This window comes from Mycolicibacter terrae, from assembly GCF_010727125.1.
GTDB lineage: Bacteria > Actinomycetota > Actinomycetes > Mycobacteriales > Mycobacteriaceae > Mycobacterium > Mycobacterium terrae.
In genome coordinates, this window is record NZ_AP022564.1 from 1,272,735 (window position 1) to 1,296,559 (window position 23,825).

Annotated in this window: 25 protein-coding genes and 1 other RNA gene; 10 read left to right on the forward strand and 16 right to left on the reverse strand. The window is 67.8% G+C overall.

The features are described 5' to 3' along the window. Window positions 1-41: 41 nt before the first annotated feature. The 15 genes from nuoD to hisN form a co-directional block, all read right to left on the reverse strand. Complete coding sequence (nuoD, locus tag G6N23_RS06145; RefSeq protein ID WP_085262001.1) at window positions 42-1,355, reverse strand: NADH dehydrogenase (quinone) subunit D; 1,314 nt, start codon at window positions 1,353-1,355, stop codon at window positions 42-44. Next, window positions 1,355-2,056 carry an NADH-quinone oxidoreductase subunit C gene (locus tag G6N23_RS06150; RefSeq protein ID WP_085262002.1) on the reverse strand — a complete coding sequence of 234 codons (702 nt, stop codon included), beginning with the start codon at window positions 2,054-2,056 and terminating at the stop codon, window positions 1,355-1,357. The genes nuoD and G6N23_RS06150 overlap by 1 nt, the downstream gene beginning before the upstream one ends. Continuing rightward, window positions 2,053-2,607 carry a NuoB/complex I 20 kDa subunit family protein gene (locus tag G6N23_RS06155; protein ID WP_019739088.1) on the reverse strand — a complete coding sequence of 185 codons (555 nt, stop codon included), beginning with the start codon at window positions 2,605-2,607 and terminating at the stop codon, window positions 2,053-2,055. Before G6N23_RS06155 ends, G6N23_RS06150 begins: the two co-directional genes overlap by 4 nt. 24 nt (window positions 2,608-2,631) lie before the next feature. After that, a complete protein-coding gene (locus G6N23_RS06160; RefSeq protein ID WP_085262003.1) occupies window positions 2,632-3,009 on the reverse strand; it encodes an NADH-quinone oxidoreductase subunit A in 378 nt (125 codons plus the stop codon). A gap of 177 nt (window positions 3,010-3,186) precedes the next feature. Then, entirely contained in the window at window positions 3,187-3,570 is a 384-nt protein-coding gene (locus G6N23_RS06165; RefSeq protein ID WP_095174225.1) for an Rv3143 family two-component system response regulator, read from the reverse strand. Window positions 3,571-3,695: 125 nt separating this feature from the next. Continuing rightward, on the reverse strand, window positions 3,696-5,060 hold the full coding sequence (locus G6N23_RS06170) for a phosphotransferase family protein (protein WP_085262005.1): 1,365 nt from the start codon (window positions 5,058-5,060) through the stop codon (window positions 3,696-3,698). After that, entirely contained in the window at window positions 5,057-6,310 is a 1,254-nt protein-coding gene (locus G6N23_RS06175; RefSeq protein ID WP_085262006.1) for an acyl-CoA dehydrogenase family protein, read from the reverse strand. The genes G6N23_RS06170 and G6N23_RS06175 overlap by 4 nt, the downstream gene beginning before the upstream one ends. A 20-nt stretch (window positions 6,311-6,330) precedes the next feature. Next, window positions 6,331-6,945, reverse strand: coding sequence for a TetR/AcrR family transcriptional regulator (locus G6N23_RS06180; RefSeq protein ID WP_085262007.1), 615 nt, complete (start codon window positions 6,943-6,945; stop codon window positions 6,331-6,333). An 8-nt stretch (window positions 6,946-6,953) separates the two neighbouring features. Next, the gene (locus tag G6N23_RS06185) at window positions 6,954-7,853 is read right to left on the reverse strand and encodes a hydroxymethylglutaryl-CoA lyase (protein WP_085262008.1); all 900 of its coding nucleotides are present in this window, start codon (window positions 7,851-7,853) and stop codon (window positions 6,954-6,956) included. Continuing rightward, window positions 7,850-9,061, reverse strand: a complete 1,212-nt coding sequence (locus G6N23_RS06190; RefSeq protein WP_085262009.1) for a CaiB/BaiF CoA transferase family protein — start codon at window positions 9,059-9,061, stop codon at window positions 7,850-7,852. Before G6N23_RS06190 ends, G6N23_RS06185 begins: the two co-directional genes overlap by 4 nt. Beyond that, window positions 9,058-10,242, reverse strand: coding sequence for an alpha/beta hydrolase family protein (locus G6N23_RS06195; RefSeq protein ID WP_085262010.1), 1,185 nt, complete (start codon window positions 10,240-10,242; stop codon window positions 9,058-9,060). Before G6N23_RS06195 ends, G6N23_RS06190 begins: the two co-directional genes overlap by 4 nt. Further along, a complete protein-coding gene (locus tag G6N23_RS06200) occupies window positions 10,239-11,333 on the reverse strand; it encodes a homogentisate 1,2-dioxygenase (RefSeq protein WP_085262011.1) in 1,095 nt (364 codons plus the stop codon). The genes G6N23_RS06195 and G6N23_RS06200 overlap by 4 nt, the downstream gene beginning before the upstream one ends. Window positions 11,334-11,480: 147 nt before the next feature. Continuing rightward, window positions 11,481-12,689, reverse strand: coding sequence for an acyl-CoA dehydrogenase family protein (locus G6N23_RS06205; RefSeq protein WP_085262012.1), 1,209 nt, complete (start codon window positions 12,687-12,689; stop codon window positions 11,481-11,483). Between the two features lie 39 nt (window positions 12,690-12,728). Next, on the reverse strand, window positions 12,729-14,120 hold the full coding sequence (locus G6N23_RS06210) for an acyl-CoA dehydrogenase family protein (protein ID WP_085262013.1): 1,392 nt from the start codon (window positions 14,118-14,120) through the stop codon (window positions 12,729-12,731). Window positions 14,121-14,230: 110 nt separating this feature from the next. Then, entirely contained in the window at window positions 14,231-15,043 is an 813-nt protein-coding gene (gene hisN, locus G6N23_RS06215) for a histidinol-phosphatase (RefSeq protein WP_085262014.1), read from the reverse strand. Window positions 15,044-15,066: 23 nt separating this feature from the next. On the opposite strand from hisN, the gene G6N23_RS06220 reads away from it, so the two are divergent. Next, window positions 15,067-15,396 (forward strand): hypothetical protein, encoded by a 330-nt coding sequence (locus G6N23_RS06220; RefSeq protein WP_085262015.1) that lies wholly within the window; start codon window positions 15,067-15,069, stop codon window positions 15,394-15,396. Window positions 15,397-15,416: 20 nt separating this feature from the next. Here the strand turns inward: G6N23_RS06220 and G6N23_RS06225 are convergent, their stop codons facing one another. Further along, window positions 15,417-16,793: an FAD-dependent oxidoreductase gene (locus G6N23_RS06225; RefSeq protein ID WP_085262016.1), complete on the reverse strand. Its 1,377-nt coding sequence runs from the start codon at window positions 16,791-16,793 to the stop codon at window positions 15,417-15,419. A gap of 96 nt (window positions 16,794-16,889) precedes the next feature. Here G6N23_RS06225 and prfB point away from each other — a divergent pair, with 96 nt between their 5' ends. The 9 genes from prfB to ssrA all read left to right on the forward strand — a co-directional run bounded on the left by prfB (window position 16,890) and on the right by ssrA (window position 23,751). Then, a complete protein-coding gene (prfB, locus tag G6N23_RS06230; RefSeq protein ID WP_085262017.1) occupies window positions 16,890-18,005 on the forward strand; it encodes a peptide chain release factor 2 in 1,116 nt (371 codons plus the stop codon). A gap of 4 nt (window positions 18,006-18,009) precedes the next feature. After that, window positions 18,010-18,912, forward strand: a complete 903-nt coding sequence (locus tag G6N23_RS06235; protein ID WP_085262018.1) for a mechanosensitive ion channel family protein — start codon at window positions 18,010-18,012, stop codon at window positions 18,910-18,912. Beyond that, window positions 18,909-19,424, forward strand: coding sequence for an Rv3103c family proline-rich protein (locus tag G6N23_RS06240; RefSeq protein ID WP_085262019.1), 516 nt, complete (start codon window positions 18,909-18,911; stop codon window positions 19,422-19,424). The genes G6N23_RS06235 and G6N23_RS06240 overlap by 4 nt, the downstream gene beginning before the upstream one ends. A gap of 50 nt (window positions 19,425-19,474) precedes the next feature. Then, a complete protein-coding gene (ftsE, locus tag G6N23_RS06245; RefSeq protein ID WP_029249406.1) occupies window positions 19,475-20,164 on the forward strand; it encodes a cell division ATP-binding protein FtsE in 690 nt (229 codons plus the stop codon). A gap of 1 nt (window position 20,165) precedes the next feature. Next, window positions 20,166-21,059, forward strand: a complete 894-nt coding sequence (ftsX, locus tag G6N23_RS06250) for a permease-like cell division protein FtsX (protein WP_085262020.1) — start codon at window positions 20,166-20,168, stop codon at window positions 21,057-21,059. 2 nt (window positions 21,060-21,061) lie between these two features. Further along, window positions 21,062-21,550 carry an SsrA-binding protein SmpB gene (gene smpB, locus G6N23_RS06255; RefSeq protein ID WP_085262021.1) on the forward strand — a complete coding sequence of 163 codons (489 nt, stop codon included), beginning with the start codon at window positions 21,062-21,064 and terminating at the stop codon, window positions 21,548-21,550. Then, window positions 21,547-22,392, forward strand: coding sequence for an EamA family transporter (locus tag G6N23_RS06260; RefSeq protein ID WP_085262022.1), 846 nt, complete (start codon window positions 21,547-21,549; stop codon window positions 22,390-22,392). Before smpB ends, G6N23_RS06260 begins: the two co-directional genes overlap by 4 nt. Before the next feature lie 23 nt (window positions 22,393-22,415). Next, entirely contained in the window at window positions 22,416-23,249 is an 834-nt protein-coding gene (locus G6N23_RS06265) for a maleylpyruvate isomerase family mycothiol-dependent enzyme (RefSeq protein WP_085262023.1), read from the forward strand. A 109-nt stretch (window positions 23,250-23,358) separates the two neighbouring features. Continuing rightward, window positions 23,359-23,751, forward strand: a transfer-messenger RNA (tmRNA) gene (gene ssrA / locus G6N23_RS06270). The last annotated feature ends 74 nt before the right edge of the window (window positions 23,752-23,825 follow it).

Sequence of the window (23,825 nt, forward strand, 5' to 3'; positions counted from 1 at the left end):
CCGGCCCCGGCCCGTCTTGTTGGTCTGACCGTTCGTCTGGCTCACCGGTCCACCCCGCCCATCACGGGGTCGATGCTGGCGACCGCGGCGATCACGTCCGCGATCAGGCCGCCCTCGCTCATGGCGGCGACGGCCTGCAGGTTGGTGAACGATGGATCCCGGTAGTGCACCCGGTAGGGGCGGGTGCCGCCGTCGCTGACCATGTGCACGCCGAGCTCGCCGCGGGGCGACTCGACCGAGACGAATACCTGCCCGGGCGGCACCCACAGATCCTCGGTGACCCGCTTGAAGTGATGGATCAGCCCCTCCATCGAGTGGCCCATGATCCAGCCGATGTGCTCCTTGGAGTTGCCCTGCCCGTCCGGCCCGACCGTCAGGTCACCCGGCCAGGCGATCTTGCGGTCTTCGATCATGACCGGATCGCCGTGCAACTTGGCCAATTTCTCTAGACATTGCTCGACGATTTTCAGTGACTCCTTGATCTCCGCGATGCGGATCAGATAGCGGCCGTAGGCATCACAGCCGTCATCGGTGATCACATCGAATTCGTAGTCCTGGTAGCCGCAATAGGGTTCTTCACGACGGACGTCATAGGGCAGGCCGGTGGACCGCAATATGGGCCCGGTGATGCCCAGCGCCATGCATCCGGTCAGGTCCAGGTAACCCACACCCTTGGTGCGGGCCTTCCAGATGTAGTTCTCGGTGAGCAGATCCTCGATGTCCTTGAGCCGCTTGGGCATCAGTTCGAGAAAGTCGCGAATCTGGGGGATCACCTCGTCGGGCAGGTCCACCGACACCCCGCCGGGCCGGATGTACTGATGGTTCATCCGCAGACCGGTGATCGCCTCGAAGATGTCGAGCACCAGCTCGCGTTCGCGGAAGCCGAACAGCATCACCGACAACGCGCCGAGTTCCATGCCACCGGTTGCCAGCGCCACCAGGTGCGAGGAGATCCGGTTCAGTTCCATCATCAGCACCCGGATCACGTTGACGCGCTCCGGGATCTCGTCGGTGACGCCGAGCAGCTTCTCCACGCCGAGGCAGTAGGCGACTTCGTTGAAGAACGGCGCCAGGTAGTCCATTCGGGTCACGAACGTGACGCCCTGGGTCCAGTAGCGGCTTTCCAGGTTCTTCTCGATGCCGGTGTGCAGATAGCCGATGCCGCAACGGGCTTCGGTCACCGTCTCGCCGTCGAGTTCGAGGATCAGCCGCAGCACGCCGTGCGTCGACGGGTGCTGGGGCCCCATGTTGACGACGATGCGTTCACCCGGGTCGGCGGCCTTGGCCGCTTCGATCACCTGGTCCCATTCCTGCCCGCCGACGTTCAGCACGGTCCGGGGCGTCTCGGTGCTCATTACTTGTAGGCCCTCCGCTGGTCCGGCGGCGGAATCTGCGCGCCCTTGTACTCGACCGGGATACCGCCCAACGGGTAGTCCTTGCGCTGGGGGTGGCCGTGCCAGTCGTCGGGCATCTCGATCCGGGTCAGTGAGGGATGGCCGTCGAAGACGATCCCGAAGAAGTCGTAGGTCTCCCGTTCGTGCCAGTCGGTGGTGGGATAGACCCCGTACAGCGAAGGAATGTGCGGATCCGCGTCCGGGGCAGCGACTTCCAGCCGCACCCGGCGGCTGTGGGTGATCGACCGCAGCGGGTAGACCGCGTGCAGTTCACGGTCGGTGTCGGCGGGGTAGTGCACGCCGGAGACCCCCAGGCTCAGCTCGAAGCGCAGGGCCGGTTCGTCGCGCAGCAGCTGGGCGACCACCGGAAGCTGCGCGCGATGGACATACAGGGTCAGCTCGCCGCGGTACACCACCACTTTCTCTATGGCGTCGGCGAATTCGACGCCCTCGCGCTGCAACGCCGCGGCGAGGGTGTCCACGAGATCATCGAAGTATCCGCCGTAGGGCCGCGGGGTTTCGCCGGGCAACGCGGCCTCGGCCACCAACCGCCCGTACCCGGAGGTGTCGCCGGGGCCCGCTGCGCCGAACAGGCCGCGGCGGACCTTGACCACGTCCCCGGTGTCGTCCCGGCCGTCATCGTCGACAGTGCCCTGGCTCACCGCAGCAACCCCCTCATCTGCCAGGTGGACGGGGCGGACAGGGCCGCCTCCTCGGTCGCGGCGATCACCTGCTCCCGGTTGGCGCCCAACGGCATATCGCGAATCTTCTCGTGCAACTTGAGGATTGCGTACATCAGCATCTCCGGCCGGGGCGGACAACCGGGCAGATAGATATCGACCGGGACAACATGGTCCACCCCCTGCACGATGGCGTAGTTGTTGAACATCCCGCCCGACGACGCGCACACCCCCATCGCCAGCACCCACTTGGGCTCCACCATCTGGTCGTAGATCTGCCGCAGCACCGGCGCCATCTTCTGGCTCACCCGGCCGGCCACGATCATCAGGTCGGCCTGCCGCGGCGAGGCCCGGAACACCTCCATGCCGAAACGGGACAGGTCGTAGTCGGGGGCCATCGTCGACATCATCTCGATCGCGCAACAGGCCAGGCCGAAGGTCGCGGGCCACAGCGAGCCTTTGCGGAAATAGCCGGCCAGGTCCTCCACGGTGGACAGCAGGAGGCCGCTCGGCAGCTGTTCTTCTAATCCCATGTGTTAAGCCCCGCCTACTCCGGATCAATCCCAATTCAGTCCGCCGCGTCGCCAGACATAGGCGTACGCGACGAAGACGACGGCGGCGAACAGCACCATTTCGATGAGGGCGAAGACCCCGAGCCCGTCGAAGGCGACCGCCCAGGGGTAGAGAAAAACGATCTCGATGTCGAAGACGATGAACAACATCGCGGTCAGGTAGTACTTCACCGGGAAACGCTGACCGGGCGGGGCGTGGGGCCCGCTGACCGGCTGGTCGGTGGGTTCGATCCCGCACTCGTAGGCTTCCAGCTTCGACCGGTTATAGCGCGAGGGGCCGACCAGCGACGCTATGACCACGGAGAATACGGCGAAACCGGCGGCGAGCGCGGCGAGCCCCAAGATCGGCATATACAGGTTCATACGCGGTGACGTAGTTCCCTTCCGGGCGTCGATGTGAGTTCACGCACAGCCTAACGTGCGGCAACCGGGTGGTCGCGAAGAATCCGAAATTGCCGACAACTGTGACGGGAGTCACCTACTGCAGCGGTCAACGGCCACAGCGTAATTCGCTTCTGAGGTCGCCCTAACCCCGCCGCCCTAGCTCGGTGTCGGAGTGCGAAGCAGACCCAGTACCGCGCGACTCAGCGCCATGGGGTCCACCGGGTGGGCCAGCGCGGCATCGGCGTGCGACCATTTCGCCAGCCAGACGTCGTCGGCGCGGCCGGTCAGAACGACGATCGGCGGGCAGGGCGCGATCTCGTCCTTGAGCTGTTTGCAGATGCCCATCCCGCCGGCCGGGGTGGCCTCCCCGTCCAGGATGGCGAGGTCGATTCCCCCGGCATCCATCTGCCGGATCACCACCGGTTCCGTCGCGACCTCGACATAACTCAGGTCCGGCAGGTCCGGGTGCAGGTGCTTGCCCAATGCGGTCATGACCCGAGCCCGGGTCGCGGCGTCGTCACTGTAGACCAGGATCCGCAGCTCCTGGAGGGACGATGCGGAAGACGTGGAGTCAGACACGGTGCAGATGCTACTGCCCGCATGGCACCGATAGAGCGGGTTTGGCCGACGACCGTCGAAGTGACTGTCGCGCAGTGACTCTAACGTCAGCGGTCGTAACCGGGGTGGTCCACCGCCAGCCGGTGCCGCACCAGCGTGTACAGGCAGGCGGTGAGCGCGTCGGGCCGGTCGTCGAAATCACCGGCCCGGATGGCGGCGGCCAACGCGGCCTCGTCGGCGAAACCCAGCCCGGCCAGCGCCTGGTTCGCGGTGCCGCCCGAGGCGTCGGATAACTCCCGTTCGACGATGCGCAGCGCGTTGGCGGCCACCCGGGCGTGGAAATTGACCTGGCCGTCGGTGGCGGCCCGAACCTCGGTGTCGAGGAACTCGGCGGCCGCGGCGACGAGCTCGGCGGCGGTCGGGCGCCGGCCGGTCACGAGCGGCACCGATGGCGCGACTCCTTCGCCCGTCGCTGCGCTTGGCGCGTCATCGCCGAGCGTGCCGGCGAGCAGTTGCAGCAGGTCCCACTCGGTTTCGGAGACCCGCCGGCCGATGGTCGCCAGCTCCACCGAGCGGGTCTGCCCGCTCAGGTGCCGCTCGGCCTGGTAGCGGCAGATGATTCCCCACCGCAGCGTGCCCAGCAGCAGCCACCAGTCGAACCTCCGGCGGTCGACCGCCGTGCCGGCGGCCTGCTCGTAGGCGGTCAGGAACGCCTCGATTGCGCCCAGCCCGCCGGCGCCGCGCTCGGCCGGCGCCCCGAACCGCCAGGCCCGAAGACAGAACCAGGCCAGGTCCTCACAGCCGTCGCCGAGATGCACCAGCTCCCAGTCCAGCACGGCCGCCAGCTCGGCGCCGTCGACGATCAGGTTGCCCATCCGGAAGTCGCCGTGCACCAGCTGCGGCTGCGCTGTCGGCGGGCGGTGGGCGTCCAACCACCGAAACGCCCACTCGAAGGGGGCCGTGGTGTCGTGCATCGCATCGAGCTGGTTGCGGCAGGCGGTGAGCTGGTCTTCGGCGGTCAGGGCGATGCCCGCCGGGTCGGCGCGGTGGATCGCGGCCAGCGCCCGCGCGCAGTGGTGCAGCAGCGTTTCGCGTCCGGTGTCGTCGAGCTGACGCTCGATGCGCCGAACCACCGTCTCGCCGGCTATCGCATCGCAGATCAAAAACGGATTACCCAGTGCTGCAGCAGAATTGTCGGCGATCAAAACGGTCGGTACCGGGGCGCCGGCCTCCCGAGCGGCGCGCTGCGCGTGTGCTTCGAGCTCCATGCTGGCGTGGATCTCATCGGGTGGCCCGGTGCGCAGGATCAACGCCCGCCGGTCGCAGGCTTCCCCGGCACCCGAGACGGCGTCGAATGCCCAGGTGGTCCTGCTGGCGCCGCCGGTCAGGGCGCGCAGGCCCTCGACGGCCACCGGACCCAACGCCGGCGCCAGCACCCGGGAGAGCCGGTCGGCGAGTTGATCGGCGGTCATCGCCGCCGGTCGAATCCGAACAGCCGCTGCGCGACCCGGCGGATCTGGATCTCCTCGGCGCCCTCGGTGATCCGGTAGCGGCGGTGATGCCGGTAGATGTGCTCGAACGGCTCGTGGCGGGTGTAACCGATCCCGCCGAAGGTCTGGATGGCCCGGTCGGCGGCGTCGCAGACCAGCCGGTTGGCCCGATAGTTGGCCATCGACACCTTGTCGGAGACCTCCAAGTGGTGGTCACGGTCCAGATGCCAGGCCGCGTAGTACACCAGCAGCCGCACCATCTGGGCCTCGGTGGCCAGCTCGGCTAACGGCCACTGCACGGCCTGGTTGACCGACAGCGGCTTGCCGAAGACCACCCGTTGCGTGGCGTACTCGGCGGCCCGGTCGATGCAGTACTGGGCGGCGCCCAGGCTGGAGGCCGCCTGGCGGATCCGGTTCTCGTGCAGGAAGGTCTGGGCCACCTCCAGGCCACGATCCACCTCGCCGAGTACGGCGGCGTCGGGTACCCGGACGTCGGTGAGCTCGACCTCGCCGTGGTCGGTGGGCATGTTGAACGTCCACCAGTAGAACGGCACGCTGAAACCCGGTGTGTCGGTGGGCACCAGGAACGCGGTGATGCCGCGCGCCGAGCCCGCGTCACCGGAGGTGCGCGCGAAGACCAGGTCGTGGGTGGCTCGATGCACGCCGGTGTTGAACCGCTTGGCGCCGTTGATCACCCAGCCGGCATCTCCTCCCGAGGTGACGCGCTCGGCGCGGGTCTCCATCCAGGTCGCATCCGAGCCGTGGGCCGGTTCGGTCAGTCCGAAGGCCATCGACCGCTCGCCGGTGATGAGGGCCTGCGACCACTCCCGGCGCTGGTCGTCGGTGCCGAACCGCTCCATCATGATCACCTGTGGGAAGTTCCCGACGATCGACGACTCGTCCTGCAGGTCGTTGTGCAGCCCGAGTCCCTTGTGCGCCAGATGCTCCCGGATCACCGCCATGTCGAGGTTGGTTCCGTCGCGGCCGCCCACCGAGGACGGCAGCCCGTAACGCAACCAGCCGGCGGCGTCGGCCCGGCGGCGCATCTCGGCGAGCAACTCCTCCCAGTCCCGGTTCGGGATACCGCCGTTCTCCACGTCGGTGCGGGCGAACTCCCGGCGGTGATCGAAGTACTGCATGTTGTCGGCCTGCAGCGGGGCGATCTCGCGCTCGATGAAATCGTCCATCTCGGCCAGCAGCGCAGGAAGGTGTTCGGGCAGTGTGAAGTCCATGGCATGTCCTTTGTCGGTGGTCAGCAGCCGTACAGGGTCTTCCTCCAGATGGTCGACAGCGTAGCGATGGCGTCGCTGTCGCTGATTCGCCAGCCCGGTCCGGACGGGCCGACGAAGACGACGGTGAAGTTCTCGAACAGCAGCGCGATCGCCGCCGCGATGTGGTCGGGGTCGAGGTCGAGGCCGTGGCCCTGCTGCTGGGCGCGCCGAACCGAGGCGGCCACGATCTCCATGCCGAACCGGCGGAACTCGTTCTGCAGCGCGGCGAACCGTTGCTCGGTGGCCGCGAGTTGAGCAACGGCGATCATGACGCCGATGTTCTGCTTGAACATGCTCCAGTAGGCGCTGACCACCGAGGTGAAGAACTCGATGTCGTGCGCGGAGTCCGGCAGCCGCATTCTCAGCCCGGAGGGCTCGACCACCTCGGACAGAAACGACTCCGCCAGCGCGGCGAGCAGATCTTCTTTGTCGTGGAAATACCGGTACAGCACCGCCGGGGACTTGCCGGCCGCGGAGGTGATGTCGGCCAGCGTGGTGCCGTGAAAACCGCGTTCTGCGAACAGTTTCCGAGCCGCCTGCTCGATCGCCTGGCGTGTTTGGCGGCCTTTCGAGCTGAGCTCACGCTGGCTAGACATCGTGGCGTTCAGTCTCGCTTCCGGTCACCGGCGGCCAACAGCGCGCTGGGCAACGCGTGGCCGACGACCGAACTGGCCACACCGGCCGCGGCGATGGCGGCCTGCAGGTCGATGCCGGTGTCGATGCCGCAGTCGCCCAGCAGGTAGACGAGATCCTCGGTGGCGATGTTGCCGGTGGCGCCGGGAGCGAACGGGCAACCCCCCAAGCCGCCGGCGGAGGCGTCCAGGCGCGTCACGCCGCAGCTGACCGCGGTATAGGCGCAGGCCAGCCCGGCGCCGCGGGTGTTGTGGAAGTGCGCCCCCAGTGGCATGTCACCGATGATCGGGCGCACGGCCGCGATCAGATCGGTGACGCGCCGGGGAGTGGTGGTGCCGATGGTGTCGGCGATCGTCAGCCGGTCCACGCCGAACGCACTAGCTGATTCGGCGATCTCGGTGACGCGCTCGGGAGCTGTCGGCCCGTCGAACGGGCAGTCCCACGCGGCGGCGATGATGACCTCGATGGACCCGCCGGTGTCATGCGCGATGCCGGCGACATCGGGGATCGCGGCAACTGCCTCCGCCGTCGGCCGCCCGACGTTGGCCGAGCTGAACGAATCGGTGGCGCACACCACGTACTCGATCGAGGTCAGGCCCGCGGCCACCGCCCGGGCGGCGCCACCCGGGCTGGCGACCAGCGCGGAGAACTCCAGGCCCGGATAGCGCCACAGCTCGGCGGCGAGTTCGGCGGCATCGGCCAGCGCGGGGACCTTGGTGGGGGAGACGAACGAGGTCACCTCGACCTCGCGTACCCCGGTCGCGGCGATCGCGTCCAGCAGTTCGAGTTTGGCGCGCAACGGGATCGGCTGTTCGATCTGCAGCCCGTCGCGCAACGCCACCTCGCGGATCGAGACCTGACTGGGAATCACAGCACCCCCTCGTCGCGGAGGTCGTCCAGTTCTGCTTCGGTCTTGCCGAGCAGTCCGGCGTAGACCTCGTCATTGTGTTGCCCGGGCCGCGCCGGCCCGGCGTTGCGGATTCGGCCCGGGGAGTCCGAGAGCACCGGGATGATCCCGGGGCCCAACACCGTGCGTTCGGCGCCCTCGTCCCAGTGCTCGATGAGCATTCCGCGGGCCTGCAGCTGCGGATCGTTGACCACTTCGGCGACCGTGTTGATCGGACCGGAGATCACTCCGGCATCGCTCAGCGTCGTGATGATGTCGTCGGGCTTACGCTGCGCGGCCCATGCGCCGATGATCGCGTCCAGCTCGTCCTGGTTGCGGCCGCGCGCCACGTGGTCGGCGAACCGCGGGTCGGTCGCCAGCCCCGGCGAGCCCATCGCCTGACACAGCCTTGCGAACACACTGTCCTGGTTGGCGGCGATCACCACCCAGCTGCCGTCGCACGCCTGGTAGATGTTCGACGGCGCAATGCCGTCCAGGCGGGTTCCGGACGGCCCGCGTACCACGCCACCGACGTCGTAGTCCGGAATCGTGGATTCCTGGATGGCCAAGCAGGATTCGGTCAGCGCGACGTCGACCACCTGGCCCTGGCCGGTGACGGTGCGCCGGTACAGCGCGGCCAGCGCACCCTGCGCGGCGAACATTCCGGCCAGGCTGTCGCCCAGGGAGAGCGCCAGCCGTGGTGGTGGCCCACCGGGGAAGCCGTTCATGTGTCGCAGCCCGCTGGCCGCCTCGGCGACCGAGGCGTACCCGGCCTTGTGGGCGTCGGGCCCGGTCTGTCCGTAACCGGAGACCCGGACCAGGATGATGCCGTTGTTGCGTTGGCGCAGTCGATCGAATCCCAGGCCCCAGCGTTCCAGCGTGCCGGGGCGGAAATTCTCCACGACGATGTCGGCGTTCTCGATCAGCTCCAGGAAGAGCTCCCGCCCGCGGTCGGTGCGCAGGTCCAGGGTGACCGCCTTCTTGTTGCGGGCATGCACGGTCCAGAAGAAGTGGTGCCCGTTCTGTTCGGCCTGGCCCCAGGTGCGCAGCGGATCGGGTCGGCCCGGCAGCTCGACCTTGATCACCTCGGCGCCCATGTCGCCGAGCAGTCGCCCGGCGAAGGGACCGGAGATCAGCGTGCCGAGCTCGATGACACAGATGCCATCCAGCGCACCAGCGGGAGTTGGAGTCATACCGACGAGCCTACGAAGTCATGCCGGCCCAGCCAATCGGTGACGATGTCCACCGCCTGGCGCAGCGCACCGCGCTGATCCGGGCCGGCGTAATAGTGGTTGGCGCCGGGGATTTCGTGCATCTCCTTGTCCGGGTGCCCGATCGCCTCGAAGAGCCGGCGGGTATGGCTGGGGGTGCAGGCGTCGTCGGCCATGTTGCCGATCACCAGGGCGGGAACCGCGAGGTCGTTGCCGCAGTCCACCCCATCGCCGTTCGCATCGTCGTAGCTCCACTGCGACAGCCAGCTGCGCAGCGTGCAGAACCGTGCGAGGCCGACCGGGCTCATGTTCACTACCTGCGGATCGCCCAGATAGCAGCTGCCGGGGGTGCGGTCGTTGGGGTCCACCGTCGGGTCCAGCCAGCGCGGGTCGGCCATGGTGCCGTGCACGACGAAGGCGAATTCGTCTTCGGAGCGCCCGGCGGCCTTGAGTTCGGCCAGCTTCGCCTTGACCCAGGCGGTGATCCGGCGGTTCCGGTCGATCTGCGCCTGCCGGTAGCGGTCCAGGAACTCTTGAGTGTAAGGCGGCTGGTTGGGGTTGTCCGGGTTGTACAGATCCAGCTCCGGGTCCCGCTTGGTGGGGTCGGATTCGTCGACGATCGAGGCGTCCAGCCATTCGGTCATGGTGCCGTGCCGGCTGATGTGCGCGGCCAGCAGCATGACGCCGTCGGCGGGGATCAGCCCCAGTGTGGTCAGGTCGGGCCCGTCGCCGGACGGGCTCGCCGTCACCGTCGGATGCTGCGCCTGCTGCTGGTAGAACAGCGACAGCGAGCCGCCGCCGCTCCAGCCGGCCAGCACCACCTTCGAATAGCCGAGCCGGTTCTTGGCGTCCTTGAGGCATTCGCCGAGGTCTTCGACCACCTTCTCCATCAGCAGTGCGGAGTCGGTGCCGCGGAAGCGGCTGTTGCAGTAGATGACGTGGTGGCCGGCGCGGGCCAGCGCGTTGACCATCGGCAGGTAGGCCCCGCCGCCGATCGGGTGCATGAACACCAGGACGGTATCGCTCGGTGCGTCCTTGGGCCGCAGCAGGTAACTCTCCAGCACCACCAGCTCGGCGACCCCGCCGTAGACGTCACGGACACCGGAATTGTTCTGGTAGGCAATCAGATAGGGGATACGTTCGTAGTCGTGCTTGACGGTCATGCGTGCTGTCCTAGGTCGTTGGCGAGAACTTCCGGTGACGGGGTCAGCCGGCGGCGGGTGTCGATGGCGACGACCTGCCAGTCGACGCGCTGGTAGTCGTCGAACTTGCGTCTGGCGCGTTCGCGGGCCTTCTCCGGGGCGCCGTGGTGCACGCCTTGCGGCGCATGGCTGATCAGGCCTGGCGGCATCGGAATCCCGTAGAGCGACCCGCCGTGGAAGAACGCGATCTCGTCGTAGTCGACATTGCGGTGATACCAGGGGGTGCGCTCGGTGCCCGGCACTCCTTCGGCGGGTTTGGGCAGGAAGTTCATCACGTACACGCCGGTGGCCTGCATGAACAGGTGCACCGTCGGGGGCAGGTGCACCGAATCGGAGGTGACGACGTTGTAGTCGGCGATGTTGAAGGTGAACGCGAAATTGTCGCCGCGCCAGCCCTCGACGTCGATCGGATTGTGTTGGTAGTGAAGCGTTGTCGGCCCGCCCGCATGGATCAACCGGACTTCGTAGCTGTCGCGTCCGTCGTCGTCGATGGGAGCCGGGTCGGGGATCACCGCCTGCGACGGGTCGAACGGGAAGTGCCGGCCCAGCGGGCCCGGCGGCGGGACCCGGAATTCGTCGGTGGCCTGGATCAGCAGCAGAGTCGTCTCGGCGGCGGGCAACTGACGCCAGGTGGTCGCCTTGGGCAGATACACCCAGTCGCCTTGCCGGTAGTCCAGCGGACCGAACTCGGTTTCCAGCCGCCCGGAACCGGTGTGGACGAAGCACAGCAGGTCGCCGTCGACGTATCGGACGTGAAACGGCATCTCCGCCGAACGCCGGGACAACGAGATGCAGCAGTCCTCGTTGTCGAACAGTCGCAGCGGGTGCCCGGCGGGGTCGGTGGCGTCGGCGGGTTGAAGCTGCGTGGCCAGGACGTCGACGGGCCGTAGGGGGCCCTCGGCGCGGTAGGCGGTCGGGTCGTGGCGCCGATACAAGTTGGCGGTGCGGCCGGTGAATCCGCCGCGGCCCAGCTCGTCGTCTTTCAGGCCGTCAAGATCGGCGTGCAGACGCTGGGGAGTGGTGCCTTTGCGCAGGTGAACGAAGGATTCCATCGGTGGCCCCCGGATAGTCGTCCAGAAAGTAAAAGCAACATTACTTTTTGTTCCGGCCCGAGGCAAGGGGTGCGTCCGGGGCGCGAGCAGACAGAGAATCGCACCACGCGGCATCCGCGGGTGCGATTCTCTGTCTGCTCGCGGGGGCTACTTGAGCTCGGAGGACGACAGGCCCAGCAGCCGGCGGGCCACCACCAGCTGCTGAATCTGCTGGGTGCCTTCGAAGATGTCGAGGATCTTCGAGTCGCGGCCCCACTTCTCCAGCAGTGTCTGCTCCGAGTAACCGGTGGTGCCGGCCAGCTCGACGGTCTTGAGGGTGACATCGGTGGCCATCCGGCCGGCCTTGGCCTTGCCCATCGAGGCCTCTTTGGAGTTGGGGATGTTGTTGTCGGCCTGCCACGCCGAGCGCAGCGTCAGCAGGTACGCCGATTCCCAGTCGGCCTCCATCCGGAGGAACTCGGCGGCCGGGGCGCTCTGGGCGTGGGCCGGCTTGTCGTAGGAGATCTCCACGCCGGCGTCGGTGAGGATCTTGCGCAGCTCCTCCAGGGCCGCCCGGGCCACCCCGATGGCCATCGCCGCGACGATCGGCCGGGTGTTGTCGAAGGTCTCCATGACTCCGGAGAAGCTCTTCTCGGTGTTGATCTCCGGGCTGCCCAGCAGGTTGTCCTTGGGGATGCGGGCGTTGTCGAACCGGATCACCGCGGTGTCGGAGGCCTTGATGCCGAGCTTGTGCTCGAGGCGTTCGACGATGACGCCGGGGTGCTCGCGCGGCACGATGAACGACTTGATCGCCGCGCGCCCCAGCGACTTGTCCAGCGTCGCCCACACCACGATGTGGGTGGCCCGCGATCCCGCGGTGACGAAGATCTTCTCGCCGTTGATCACGTACTCGTCGCCGTCCAGGGTGGCCGTCGTGCTCACCGCGGCCGAGTCGGAACCGAAGCTCGGCTCGGTGATCGCCATCGCCGCCCACACCTTGCCGAGCCGCTCGAGCTGCTCGTCGGTGGCCACGCCCGAGATCGCCGCGTTGCCCAGCCCCTGGTAGGGCACCGACAGCATCAAAGCGACGTCGCCCCAGCTCATTTCGAGAACCTGCAACAGCGCGGCCATGTTGGCGCCGTTGCGGTTGCCCTCTTTGCCCTCGGACTCGCGGAACGCCTCGGCTCCTGCCAGCGCGTTGCCGCCGGCCTTCGACACCCCCTCGAACAGGGTCTCCAGCGTGTCGAGTTCCACCGGGTAGGCGTGCTCGCGCTGGTCGTACTTGCGCGAGATCGGGCGCAGCATCTCCGCGGCGCCGGCGTGCGTCATCTCGATGACGTTCTGCAGCTTCTTGGGGAGTTCCAGATTGATTGCCATGACAGGTCTTTCAGCTCGTTATCGGAGGAAATGACTAATTCAGATGACCAGGACGCCCTCGGCGACGCCGATGGCCCGCAGGTCGCGGTACCAGCGTTCGACCGGGTGCTCCTTGACATAGCCGTGACCACCGAGCAGTTGCACGCCGTCCAGCCCGATCTGCATGCCCTTGTCGGTGGCGATCCGCTTGGCCAGCGCGGCCTCGCGGACGAACGGCAGGCCCTGCTCGGCACGAGCCGCCCCGCGCCAGGCCATCAGCCGCAGGCCGTCGAGCTCGATGGCGATGTTGGCGCACATGAATGCTACCGACTGCCGGTTGGCGATCGGCTCGCCGAACGCGTGGCGCTCCTTGATGTAGGGCATCACGTAGTCGAGCACTGCGTGGCTGGTGCCGACGGCCAGCCCGGCCCAGCCCAGGCGCGACAACGCGATCGCCTCGGAATAGTCGGAATCGGCCGCAGCGTCCTCGCCGAGGCGGGCGGTCAGCGGCACCGACACCTTGTTCAGCTCGATCTGGCCCAGCGCCGCGGCGCGGATACCCATGCTGGGGTCGGCCTTGACGGTCAGGCCCTGGGCCGAGGACTCCACGATGAACAGCGCCGGCTTGCCGTTGAGTTGGGCGGCCACGATGAACAGTTCCGCGTTCGCCGCCGCCGGCACCAGGGACTTGACGCCGTCCAGCCGGTAGCCGCTGGGGGTGCGCACCGCAGTGGTCTTCAGGTTGGTGGGGTCGAACAGCGGCTGCGGCTCGGCGATGGCCACGCACGCCTGAGGGACGTTCTCACCGGCGAACTCCGGCAGGTAGGTGGCCTGTTGGTCGGCGCTGCCCCAGTGGGTCAACGCGGCGGCCACCCCGCCCGGCGCCAGGATCGGCAGCGCCAGGCCCATGTCGCCGTAGGCCAGCGCCTCGGCGACCAGCACATTGGTGATCGCGGAACGGTGTGCGGCGATCCCGTCGAAGTCCTCGGGGATGTTGATCGCGGTGATCCCCAGCTCGGCGGCCTTGCCGATCAATTCGTGCGGGTAATCAGCGGCCTCATCGGCGTCGTGGGCGGCCGGGCGCAGAATCTCCGCGGCGAACTCCTGGACCGTCTCGACGATCATCTGCTGGTCGTCGTCGGGGGTCAGGTCGAAGTAGTCTTTGCCGCTCGCCTTCAGCCGGGTGGGTGCCTTGCCCAAGGTCTGGACCCGCTTGAACTCGCGGCCGGTCGCCCCGGCCACCGAGAAGACCGTCTTCACCCCGTAGTTCAGGGTCCGGTTCAGCGGGTTGCGCAGGTTGTGCCGGTCCAGGAACTCCCGGCTGACCAGGGGGGTGACCAGCGCCAGGGCGGTCGCGATCGGGGAGCGCTTGGGCTTCTCCAGGCCGATGGCACTCGAGCGGCCGGACCGCTTGTCCTTGGCGCCGCGGGCAGCGGATGCGGTGTCAGTCATGTCAGAGCCTCACTGAAAAGGAAAAGTATCGATGAGACCACCTTACTCCGAAGTAAGGTGACTCGGTAGTAAGGTGTGACGAAGTCGGCAACGGCCCCGCCGCGGCGCCCTTAACCCGCGGTCAGGCGGCTCAATGCCGGCGGGTGTAACAGCGCATTGGCGGCCACGGCGCTGTTGCCGTGCGGGCCCGGGGTGCCGCTCAGATCGGTGAACGTTCCGCCCGCCTCGCGTACCAACACGTCGAGGGCGGCCAGATCCCACACCGACACCGCCGGTTCGATGACCACGTCGACCGCTCCCTCGGCCAGCAGGCAGTACGCCCAGAAGTCACCGTAGGAACGCACCCGCCATACCGCCTCGGTCAGGTCGAGGAACTGCTCGCGCAGGCCGCGCAGCGCCCACGTCGTCAGGCCGGCGAACGACAGGCTGGCCGAGTCCAGGTCGCCCACCGCGGACACCGACAGTCGTCGCGCCGGGCCGTCACCGAAAGTCCCGAACGCGCCCTGGCCTTCTGCGGCCCACCACCGCCGGCTCAGCGCCGGAGCGCTGATGACGCCGATCCGCGGCACGCCGTCGACGAGCAGCGCGATCAGGGTGGCCCAGACGGGAACTCCGCGCACAAAGTTCTTGGTGCCGTCGATCGGATCGATGATCCACTGACGACCGCTGAAAGACGTTGTGCCGCCGAACTCCTCGCCGAGGATCTCATCGGCGGCCCGGTCGGCGGCCAGCATCTCGCGCAGCGCGGTCTCGACCGCCTGGTCGGCGTCGGTGACCGGGGTGAGGTCTGGCTTGGTGTCCACCCGCAGGTCCAGTGCGCCGAACCGGGCCAGGGTGATCGAGTCCGCCCGGTCGGCCAGGGCCAACGCCAGGCTCAGGTCCTCGCGGAGTTCGGAGTCGAGATTGTCGTTGATCTGCGCCATGGCTGCAGTCCTACCATGGCCTGATGTGGGAGATGTGGGCGCTGCTGTTGCTGGTGGCGATTCTGGCGGTGTTCCTGGCGCCGCGGTTCTTCCGGCCGGGGCCGGGCGGCGCAGCGCAGGCGGGCACCCTGCTGATCACCGGGGTCAGCCCGCGTCCCGACGCCGACGGTGCGCAGTACGTCACGATCACCGGCGTACTGCACGGACCGGGCGTGGAGGAACACGAGGTCTATCAGCGGCTGGCGGTCGACGTGGCCAACTGGCCCAGCATCGGTGACCTGCTGCCGGTGGTGTACTCGCCGCGCAATCCCGACAACTGGAATCTGGCGCCCCCGCCGTCGACAGGGGAGTGAATCGGCCGGCGCCGCCTCATTCAGCCGCGCCCGACCCGAAGCATCTCGGCGACGCTGACCAGCTTGATGCGGGGCCGGCCGTGCGGCTCCCCGGTTGAGCGCTCATGGGCGTCGATCAGCTGCCAGTGCTCGCTGGTCACCAGCTCGGGCTGGCGGGACAGCAGCCACTTGAGCAGCTGTACGTCATGGTCGGCGTCGACATCGGGCAGCTCGGCTGCTGCTGCCCGGGTGGCCAGGTCGGCGGCGAGCCTGTCGACGGTGGCCTGCGAGTCGCTCTTGTTGGAACCGATCACCCCGGAGGGCCCGCGCTTGATCCACCCGACCACGTACTGATTGCGGGTGCCCTCGATACGGCCGTCGGTGTGCGGAATGGTGCAGCTGCGCTCGTCGAACGGCAGACCCGGCGTCGGCACCCCGCGGTAGCCGACCGCCCGCACCACCAGATCCACCGGCAGAACCTCGCGCTCCCCGGTGTCGCGGGCGCTGACCCTGCCGTCTTCGTCGGTGACCAGCTCATTGCGGCCCAGCACAATCTCCTGGACCCGGCCCTCGCCGCGAATCTCGATCGGGGAGGTGCGGAACCGGAACACGATCCGGCGGTTGCCCGGATGCTGTTCGCGGCCGACGTAACCGCTGAGCACCTTGAAGTTCGCCCTGGCGTGTTTGCCGGCGGCTTCGACGTCGGCCTCGGTGATTCCGGCCAACTCCTCGGGCGTGATCACCACGTCGACGCCCTCGAGGCTTTTCATCTCGCCCAGTTCCCGTAGTTCCGGGCTGGTGAAGGTGGCCTGCAGAAGCCCGCGCCGGCCGATGATCACCACCTCTTCAATACCGCGCTGGTCGAGCAGTTCCAGCGCGTGGTCGGCGATGTCGGTGCTGCGCAGTTCTTCGGGGTCGCTGACCAGGATGCGGGCCACGTCCAGGGCCACGTTGCCGTTGCCGATCACCACCGCGCGCTTACCGGTCAGGTCCGGGGTCATCTCGGTGTAGTGCGGGTGGCAGTTGTACCAGCCGACGAAGTCGACGGCCGCGAGGCTGCCGGGCAGGTCTTCGCCCGGGATGCCCAGGTGCCGGTCGGACTGGGCGCCCACGGCGTAGACCACCGCGTCGTAGCGTTCGGCGAGTTCGGCGGGCTGGACGTGTTCGCCGACGGCGATGTTGCCGAAGAACCGGAATCGGAGATCGGCGGCGGTCTTCTCGAACTGTGCGCTGATCGACTTGATCTTGGGGTGATCGGGCGCCACGCCGGAGCGCACCAGACCCCATGGCGTGGGCAGCATCTCCAGCATGTCGACGCGCACGTCGACCTCGTCGCCCGCGGCCAGCTTGAGCAGGGAAGCCGCGGCAAAGTACCCGGACGGACCGGAGCCGACGATCGCGACATGGTAGGGCCGCATCCTCGAACCTTCTTTCCTGTGGGGAAGTCGTGCCTGCACCGGCTATCCCCGATGCTAGAGGTCGACCCACGATGGCCGCCGGTAACCTCGGTAAACGTGGAACCCGACCGCCAGCCCGACATCGCCGCCCTCGACACCACCCTGACCACGGTGGAGCGGGTGCTAGACGTCGACGGCCTGCGCAGCCGCATCGACAAGCTCGAACACGAGGCGTCCGATCCGAACCTGTGGGACGACCAGGCCCGCGCCCAGCGAGTGACCAGCGAGTTGTCGCACGCCCAGGGCGAGCTGCGCCGGGTGGAGGACTTGCGCCGTCGCCTGGATGACCTGCCGGTGCTCTACGAGCTGGCGGCCGAGGAGGAGGGACAGGACGCCGCCGACGCGGTGGTCGAAGCCGACGCCGAGCTGGCGTCATTGCGGGCCGACATCGAGGCGATGGAAGTCCGCACGCTGCTCTCCGGCGAGTACGACGAACGCGAGGCGCTGGTCACGATCCGCTCCGGAGCCGGCGGCGTGGACGCCGCGGACTGGGCGGAGATGCTGATGCGGATGTACATCCGCTGGGCCGAGCAGCACAACTACGGCGTCGAGGTGTTCGACACCTCCTACGCCGAGGAGGCCGGGATCAAGAGCGCGACGTTCGCGGTGCACGCCCCGTTCGCCTACGGCACGCTCTCGGTGGAGCAGGGCACCCACCGGCTGGTGCGGATCAGCCCGTTCGACAACCAAAGCCGCCGGCAGACGTCGTTCGCCGAGGTCGAGGTGCTGCCGGTGGTGGAGACCACCGACCACATCGACATCCCCGAAGGTGACATCCGGGTCGACGTCTACCGCTCCAGCGGGCCGGGCGGACAGTCGGTGAACACCACCGACTCGGCGGTGCGCCTCACCCACATCCCGACCGGGATCGTCGTAACCTGCCAGAACGAGAAATCTCAGCTGCAGAACAAGGTGTCGGCGATGCGGGTGCTGCAGGCAAAATTGTTGGAACGCAAGCGTTCCGAGGAACGCGCCGAGCTCGACGCGCTGAAGGGCGACGGCGGCAGCTCCTGGGGCAACCAGATGCGCTCCTATGTGCTGCACCCCTACCAGATGGTCAAGGACCTGCGCACCGAGTACGAGGTCGGCAACCCTGCCGCGGTGCTCGACGGCGATATCGACGGATTCCTGGAAGCCGGAATCCGGTGGCGCAACAGGCCGGAAGGCGACTGACGGGATGCTATCGGCCTTCTCGCCAGGACAGCGCTGGCATGACGTGTGGCGCGGTGAGCTCGGCGAGTGGGTCATCACCAAAGGACTGCGGATCGTCCTGCTGGTGATCGGGGCGGTGTTGGCATCGCGGTTCATCACCTGGGCCGCACGCCGCGTCACTCGCCGGCTGGAGCTCGGCTTTCAGGCCAGTGATGCGCTGGTGCGTTCGGAGGCCTCCAAGCATCGGCAGGCCGTCGCCTCGGTGATTTCCTGGGTGTCGGTGGCCATGCTCGCCGTGGTGGTCGCCGTCGAGATCACCGGAATCCTCGACGTTCCGGTCGGATCATTGGTGGGACCGGCCGCGGTGATCGGTGGTGCGCTGGGGTTCGGCGCGCAGAAGCTGGTGCAGGACCTGCTCAGCGGATTCTTCATCATCACCGAAAAGCAGTATGGCTTCGGCGATCTGGTGCAGCTGAGCATGATCGGGGCGTCGGTGGAGGCACTGGGCACCGTGGAGGACGTGACGCTGCGGGTGACCAAACTGCGCACCGCCGACGGCGAGGTGTTCACCGTCCCCAACGGCAACATCGTCCGCTCACTGAACCTGTCCAAGGACTGGGCGCGCGCCGTCGTCGACATCCCGGTACCCACCAGCGCCGACTTGAACCGGGTCAACGAGGTGCTGCATCAGGTGTGTGAGAACGCGCGCGAGGCCGACGCCCCGCTGCGGGATCTGCTGTTGGATCAGCCGTCGATCATGGGGGTGGAGAGCATCGAACTCGGCGTCGTCAATTTGCGGATGGTTGCCCGCACCCTGCCCGGCAAGCAGTTCGAGGTCGGACGCCGGCTGCGCATTCAGGTGGTGCGGGCCCTGGCGTCGGCCGGCGTTGTCGCCGCCGGCGAGATCAACCCGGTGGAGACGCCGTGAAGATCAGCCCGAAAAAGCCCGAGGTCGCCCGCGAGGGGTCGAGGCGGCGTTGGCCGGTGCATCTGTTCAATGGCCGGATGCGCACCTCGACCGTGGTGTTGATCGTCGCGTTCGTCGCGGTGTGGTGGGTCTACGACACCTACCGGACCGAGCCGGCGCCGCCGGCCGCCCCGCAGGTGGTGCCGCCCGGGTTCATCCCCGACCCCGCCTACACCTGGGTGCCGCGCACCAGGTTGCAGCAGCCACCGGTGACCGTCACCGAGACGGTGACCCCCACCCCGACCACGGCCGAGCCGCCGCCGACGCCCGAGGCGCCGACACCGTCGCCGGAGCCCGCGTTTCCGTTCTGCCCACCGTTGTGCCCGCCGCCCGCCGTGGCTCCGGTCGAGCCGGTCCCACCGGCTTCGCCGGGAGCGCCGCCACCCCCGGCGGCGCCCGGAGTTTCGCGGCCCCCCGGCCTGCCCGCCCCGGTACCAGCCGGGCCGACGACCGCGCATCCGGCGGCACCGTAGACGTGGCCTGACCGGCCACGGTGTGTCGCACGGCTAAACTGCGTGCCGTGATGATCACGCTCGACCATGTCACCAAGCAGTACAAATCGTCGGCCCGTCCGGCGCTGGACAACATCAACGTCAAAATCGACAAGGGCGAGTTCGTGTTTCTGATCGGACCGTCCGGTTCGGGCAAGTCGACGTTCATGCGACTGCTGCTGGCCGAGGAGACACCGACCAAGGGCGACATCCAGGTGTCGAAGTTCCACGTCAACAAGCTGCCCGGCCGCCACATCCCCAGCCTGCGGCAGGTGCTCGGATGCGTGTTCCAGGACTTCCGGCTGCTGCAGCAGAAGACGGTGTTCGAGAACGTCGCATTCGCACTGGAGGTCATCGGCAAGAAACCGGAGATGATCAACCGGGTCGTCCCGGAGGTGCTGGAGATGGTCGGTTTGTCCGGAAAAGCCAACCGGCTGCCCGGCGAGCTGTCCGGCGGTGAGCAGCAGCGGGTGGCGATCGCGCGGGCCTTCGTCAACCGGCCGCTGGTGCTCCTGGCCGACGAGCCCACGGGCAACCTCGATCCCGATACCAGCGAGGACATCATGGACCTGCTGGAGCGGATCAACCGCACCGGAACCACGGTGCTGATGGCGACCCACGACCACCACATCGTCGACTCGATGCGCCAACGGGTCGTGGAGCTGTCGCTGGGGCGGTTGGTGCGCGACGAACAGCGCGGTGTCTACGGGATGGATCGCTGACGTGCGCTTCGGGTTCCTTTTCAATGAAGTCCTGACCGGGTTGCGCCGCAACGTCACCATGACGGTGGCGATGATCCTGACCACGGCGATCTCGATCGGTCTGTTCGGCGGCGGCCTGCTGGTGGTGCGCTTGGCCGACCAGTCCCGGAACATCTACCTGGACCGGGTCGAATCGCAGGTGTTCTTGAACACCGAGGTGGCTGCCGACGACCCGAACTGCGAAGCACAGGCCTGCAAGGCGCTGCGCGAGCGGATCGAGGCACGCGATGACGTGAAGTCGGTGCGCTATCTCAACTCCGACGACGCCTACGCTGACGCCATTCGCAAGTTCCCGGAGTTCAAGGACGTGGCGAGCAAGGACACCTTCCCGGCGTCGTTCATCGTGAAATTGGAAAACCCGGAGCAGAGCAAGGATTTCGACGCCGCGATGGCCGACCAGCCGGGTGTGCTCAGCGTGCTCAACCAGAAGAAGCTGATCGACCGGCTGTTCGCCGTTCTCGACGGGTTGAGCAGTGCCGCGTTCGCCGTCGCCCTGGTGCAGGCGGTCGGGGCGGTGTTGTTGATCGCCAACATGGTTCAGGTCGCCGCCTACACCCGGCGCACCGAGGTGTCGATCATGCGCCTGGTGGGCGCGAGCCGCTGGTACACCCAGTTGCCGTTTCTGGTGGAAGCGGTGCTGGCCGCGACCGCGGGCGTGATCATCGCGATCATTGGGTTGATCGTGGTGCGGGCGCTGTTCCTCGACAACGCGCTCAGCCAGTTCTATCAAGCACGGCTGATCGCGCGTATCGACTATGCCGACATCCTCTACATCTCACCGATCCTGCTGTTGCTGGGTGCAGCGATGGCCGGGGCGACGGCGTACGTGACGCTTCGTCTGTACGTCCGGCGGTAGGGGTGGCCAAGAAGGCGGCGGCCAAGCGCACCGATAAGCAGATCGTTGCGTCGAACCGTAAGGCACGGCACAACTATTCGGTCCTGGATGTGTACGAAGCCGGGGTGGCGCTGCTGGGCACCGAGGTGAAGAGCCTGCGGGCCGGCCAAGCCTCGCTGGTCGATGCGTTCGCCACCGTCGACGACGGCGAGGTGTGGCTGCGAAACATGCACATCCCCGAGTACAAGCACGGCAGCTGGACCAACCACGATCCGCGACGCGCCCGCAAGCTGCTGTTGCACCGACGCCAGATCGACATGCTGATCGGAAAGATCCGCGACGGCAACCTCACCCTGGTTCCGCTGTCGGTGTACTTCGCCGAAGGCAAGGTGAAGGTAGAACTGGCGCTCGCCCGCGGCAAGCAGGCCCACGACAAGCGGCAGGATCTCGCCCGCCGCGACGCTCAGCGCGAGGTCACCCGCGCGCTGGGACGGCGAGCCAAGGGCATGTGATCGGCGCAGCGCTGGCACTGCTGTCAGCAGCCTGCTTCGGGTTCAGCGACTTCGCCGGTGGCCTCGCCGCCCGCCGGGTACCGGCGCTGCGGGTGGTGCTGGTGTCCTACCCGGTGGCACTGGTGTTGCTGGGCGCGCTGGCGATCTGGGTCGGCGGGCCGATCCCGCCGGGAGCGATCGGCTGGGGTCTGGCGTCGGGGGTGGCGCTGGGCCTGGGCGGATGGTGGTTCTACGCCGCCCTGGGTTCCGGTCCGATTTCGGTGGTGTCCCCGGTGTCGGCGGTGCTGGCGGCGGGGGTACCGGTGGTGGTCGGGGTGCTTCAGGGAGAGCGACCGGGACGGGTGGCCGCGGCCGGGATCGTGCTGGCGCTGGTGGCCGTCGCCCTGGTGAGCCGGCAGGTCACCGACGAGGACATCCGGCCGCACCGGTTCACCCGCAAGGTGGCGTGGCTGACGGTCGGTGCCGGTGTGGCGTTCGGATTCGACTTCGTCTTCCTCCACGAGGCGCCGGCCGACGCCGGGCTGTGGCCGCTGGCGTTCGCGCGGGTGGCCGCTGCGGTGCTGGTGATCATCGCGGCGACCGGCGCCGGGGATCTGCGGGCGCCCACCGGCGGGACGCTGAGGCTGGCGGTGCTGGCCGGCCTGGCCGATACGGGTGCCAACGTCGCGATGCTGCTGGCCCTGCGGGGATCGCAACTCTCGCTGGCCAGTGTCCTGATCTCGCTGTTCCCGGCGGTGACAGTGGTGTTGGCGATCGTGGTGTTACGCGAGCGGGTGCACCCGGGGCAGGTGGTCGGCATGCTTGCGGCAGTCGTTTCGGTGGCGATGATCACCGCGGGGTAGCGGCGGGTTTAGCATCGGATCCCATGACCGGCCCCGCCCCGACCCGGCTCGACAAGTCCGATGTGCTGGCAGGCCTGTTCGCCTGCTGGGATGGCCTCGACAAGTTGCTGGGCGGTTTGACCGACCAGCAGTGGTCCCAGCCGGTTCCGCTGCCGGGCTGGTCGGTGCATGACGTCGTCGCGCACATCGTCGGGACCGAATCGATGCTGCTCGGAATGCCCACTCCGCAAAGTGATCTCGAGGTGTCGGCGCTCGAGCACGTGCGCAACGGCGTCGGCGCGAACAACGAGTGCTGGGTGCGTCACCTGCGCGATGAATCCGGGACGGATCTGCTGGCGCGGTTCCGGTCGGTGACCGACCGGCGGCGCGCGGTGCTGGCAGGGCTGTCCGACGAGGACTGGAACGCGCCGACGGTGACACCGGTAGGGCCGGACAGCTATGGCCGGTTCATGAGGGTGCGGGTCTTCGACTGCTGGATGCATGAGCTCGACATCCGTGACGGGCTGGGACTGCCCGCCTCCGGGGCGGAGCTGGCCGGACCGGCGGCCCGGCATGCCCTCGATGAGATGGCCGCCGCGATGGGACGGGTGGTGGGCAAGCTCGGCGGGGCGCCGCAGGGCTCCCGGGTGGCCCTCGAGCTGACCGGGCCACTGGCGCGGACCATCCGGGTGGCGGTCGAGGGCCGCGCCCAGGTTGTCGACGACTTCGGCGGTCAGGCGCCTACGGCGGTGATCCGGATGGACGGGGTGGCGTTCACCCGGGCCGCCGGCGGGCGCGCGGCTCCCAGGGCGGTCGACCTCGACGGGGACCGGGAGGTTGCCGCCCGCATCGTCGAGCACCTGAACTTCGTTATCTGAGGCGGCTGACCGGCGTGACCCCGGAAATAAAGATGCCGCATCCTGTCGTTGCAGACCGGTACCATGGGTTGTCTCGCCGAATCGGCGGGCGTAGAGAGAACAAGGACAGGGGGCTGAAAGGTTTCGACTGCGTGTGTCGAATCAAGGGAAGCGTGCCGGTGCAGGCAGGAGACCACCGTTAAGCGTCGCTGTAACCAAGTAAGCGCCAAGGTTGCACTTACTCCGGCTAAGGTCGCTCTTCAGAGCGACTTCGCTCTCGCTGCTTAAGCGATAGCGGGCCTGTCAGACCGGGACCTCCCTCGGCCCGGACCCTGGCATCGACTAGAGGGATCCACCGATACGTCCGGTCGCGGGATTTATCGGGACACCAACAGCGACTGGGATCGTCATCTCGGCTCGTTCGCGTGACCGGGAGATCCGAGTAGAGGCATAGCGAACTGCGCACGGAGAAGCCTTGAGGGAATGCCGTAGGACCCGGGTTCGATTCCCGGCAGCTCCACAACAGAAGGTCGCCGGCCAGAGCCACCCGCTCTGGCCGGCTTTCCTTATTGGCCGCCCGGTCGGATTCGCGCTCAT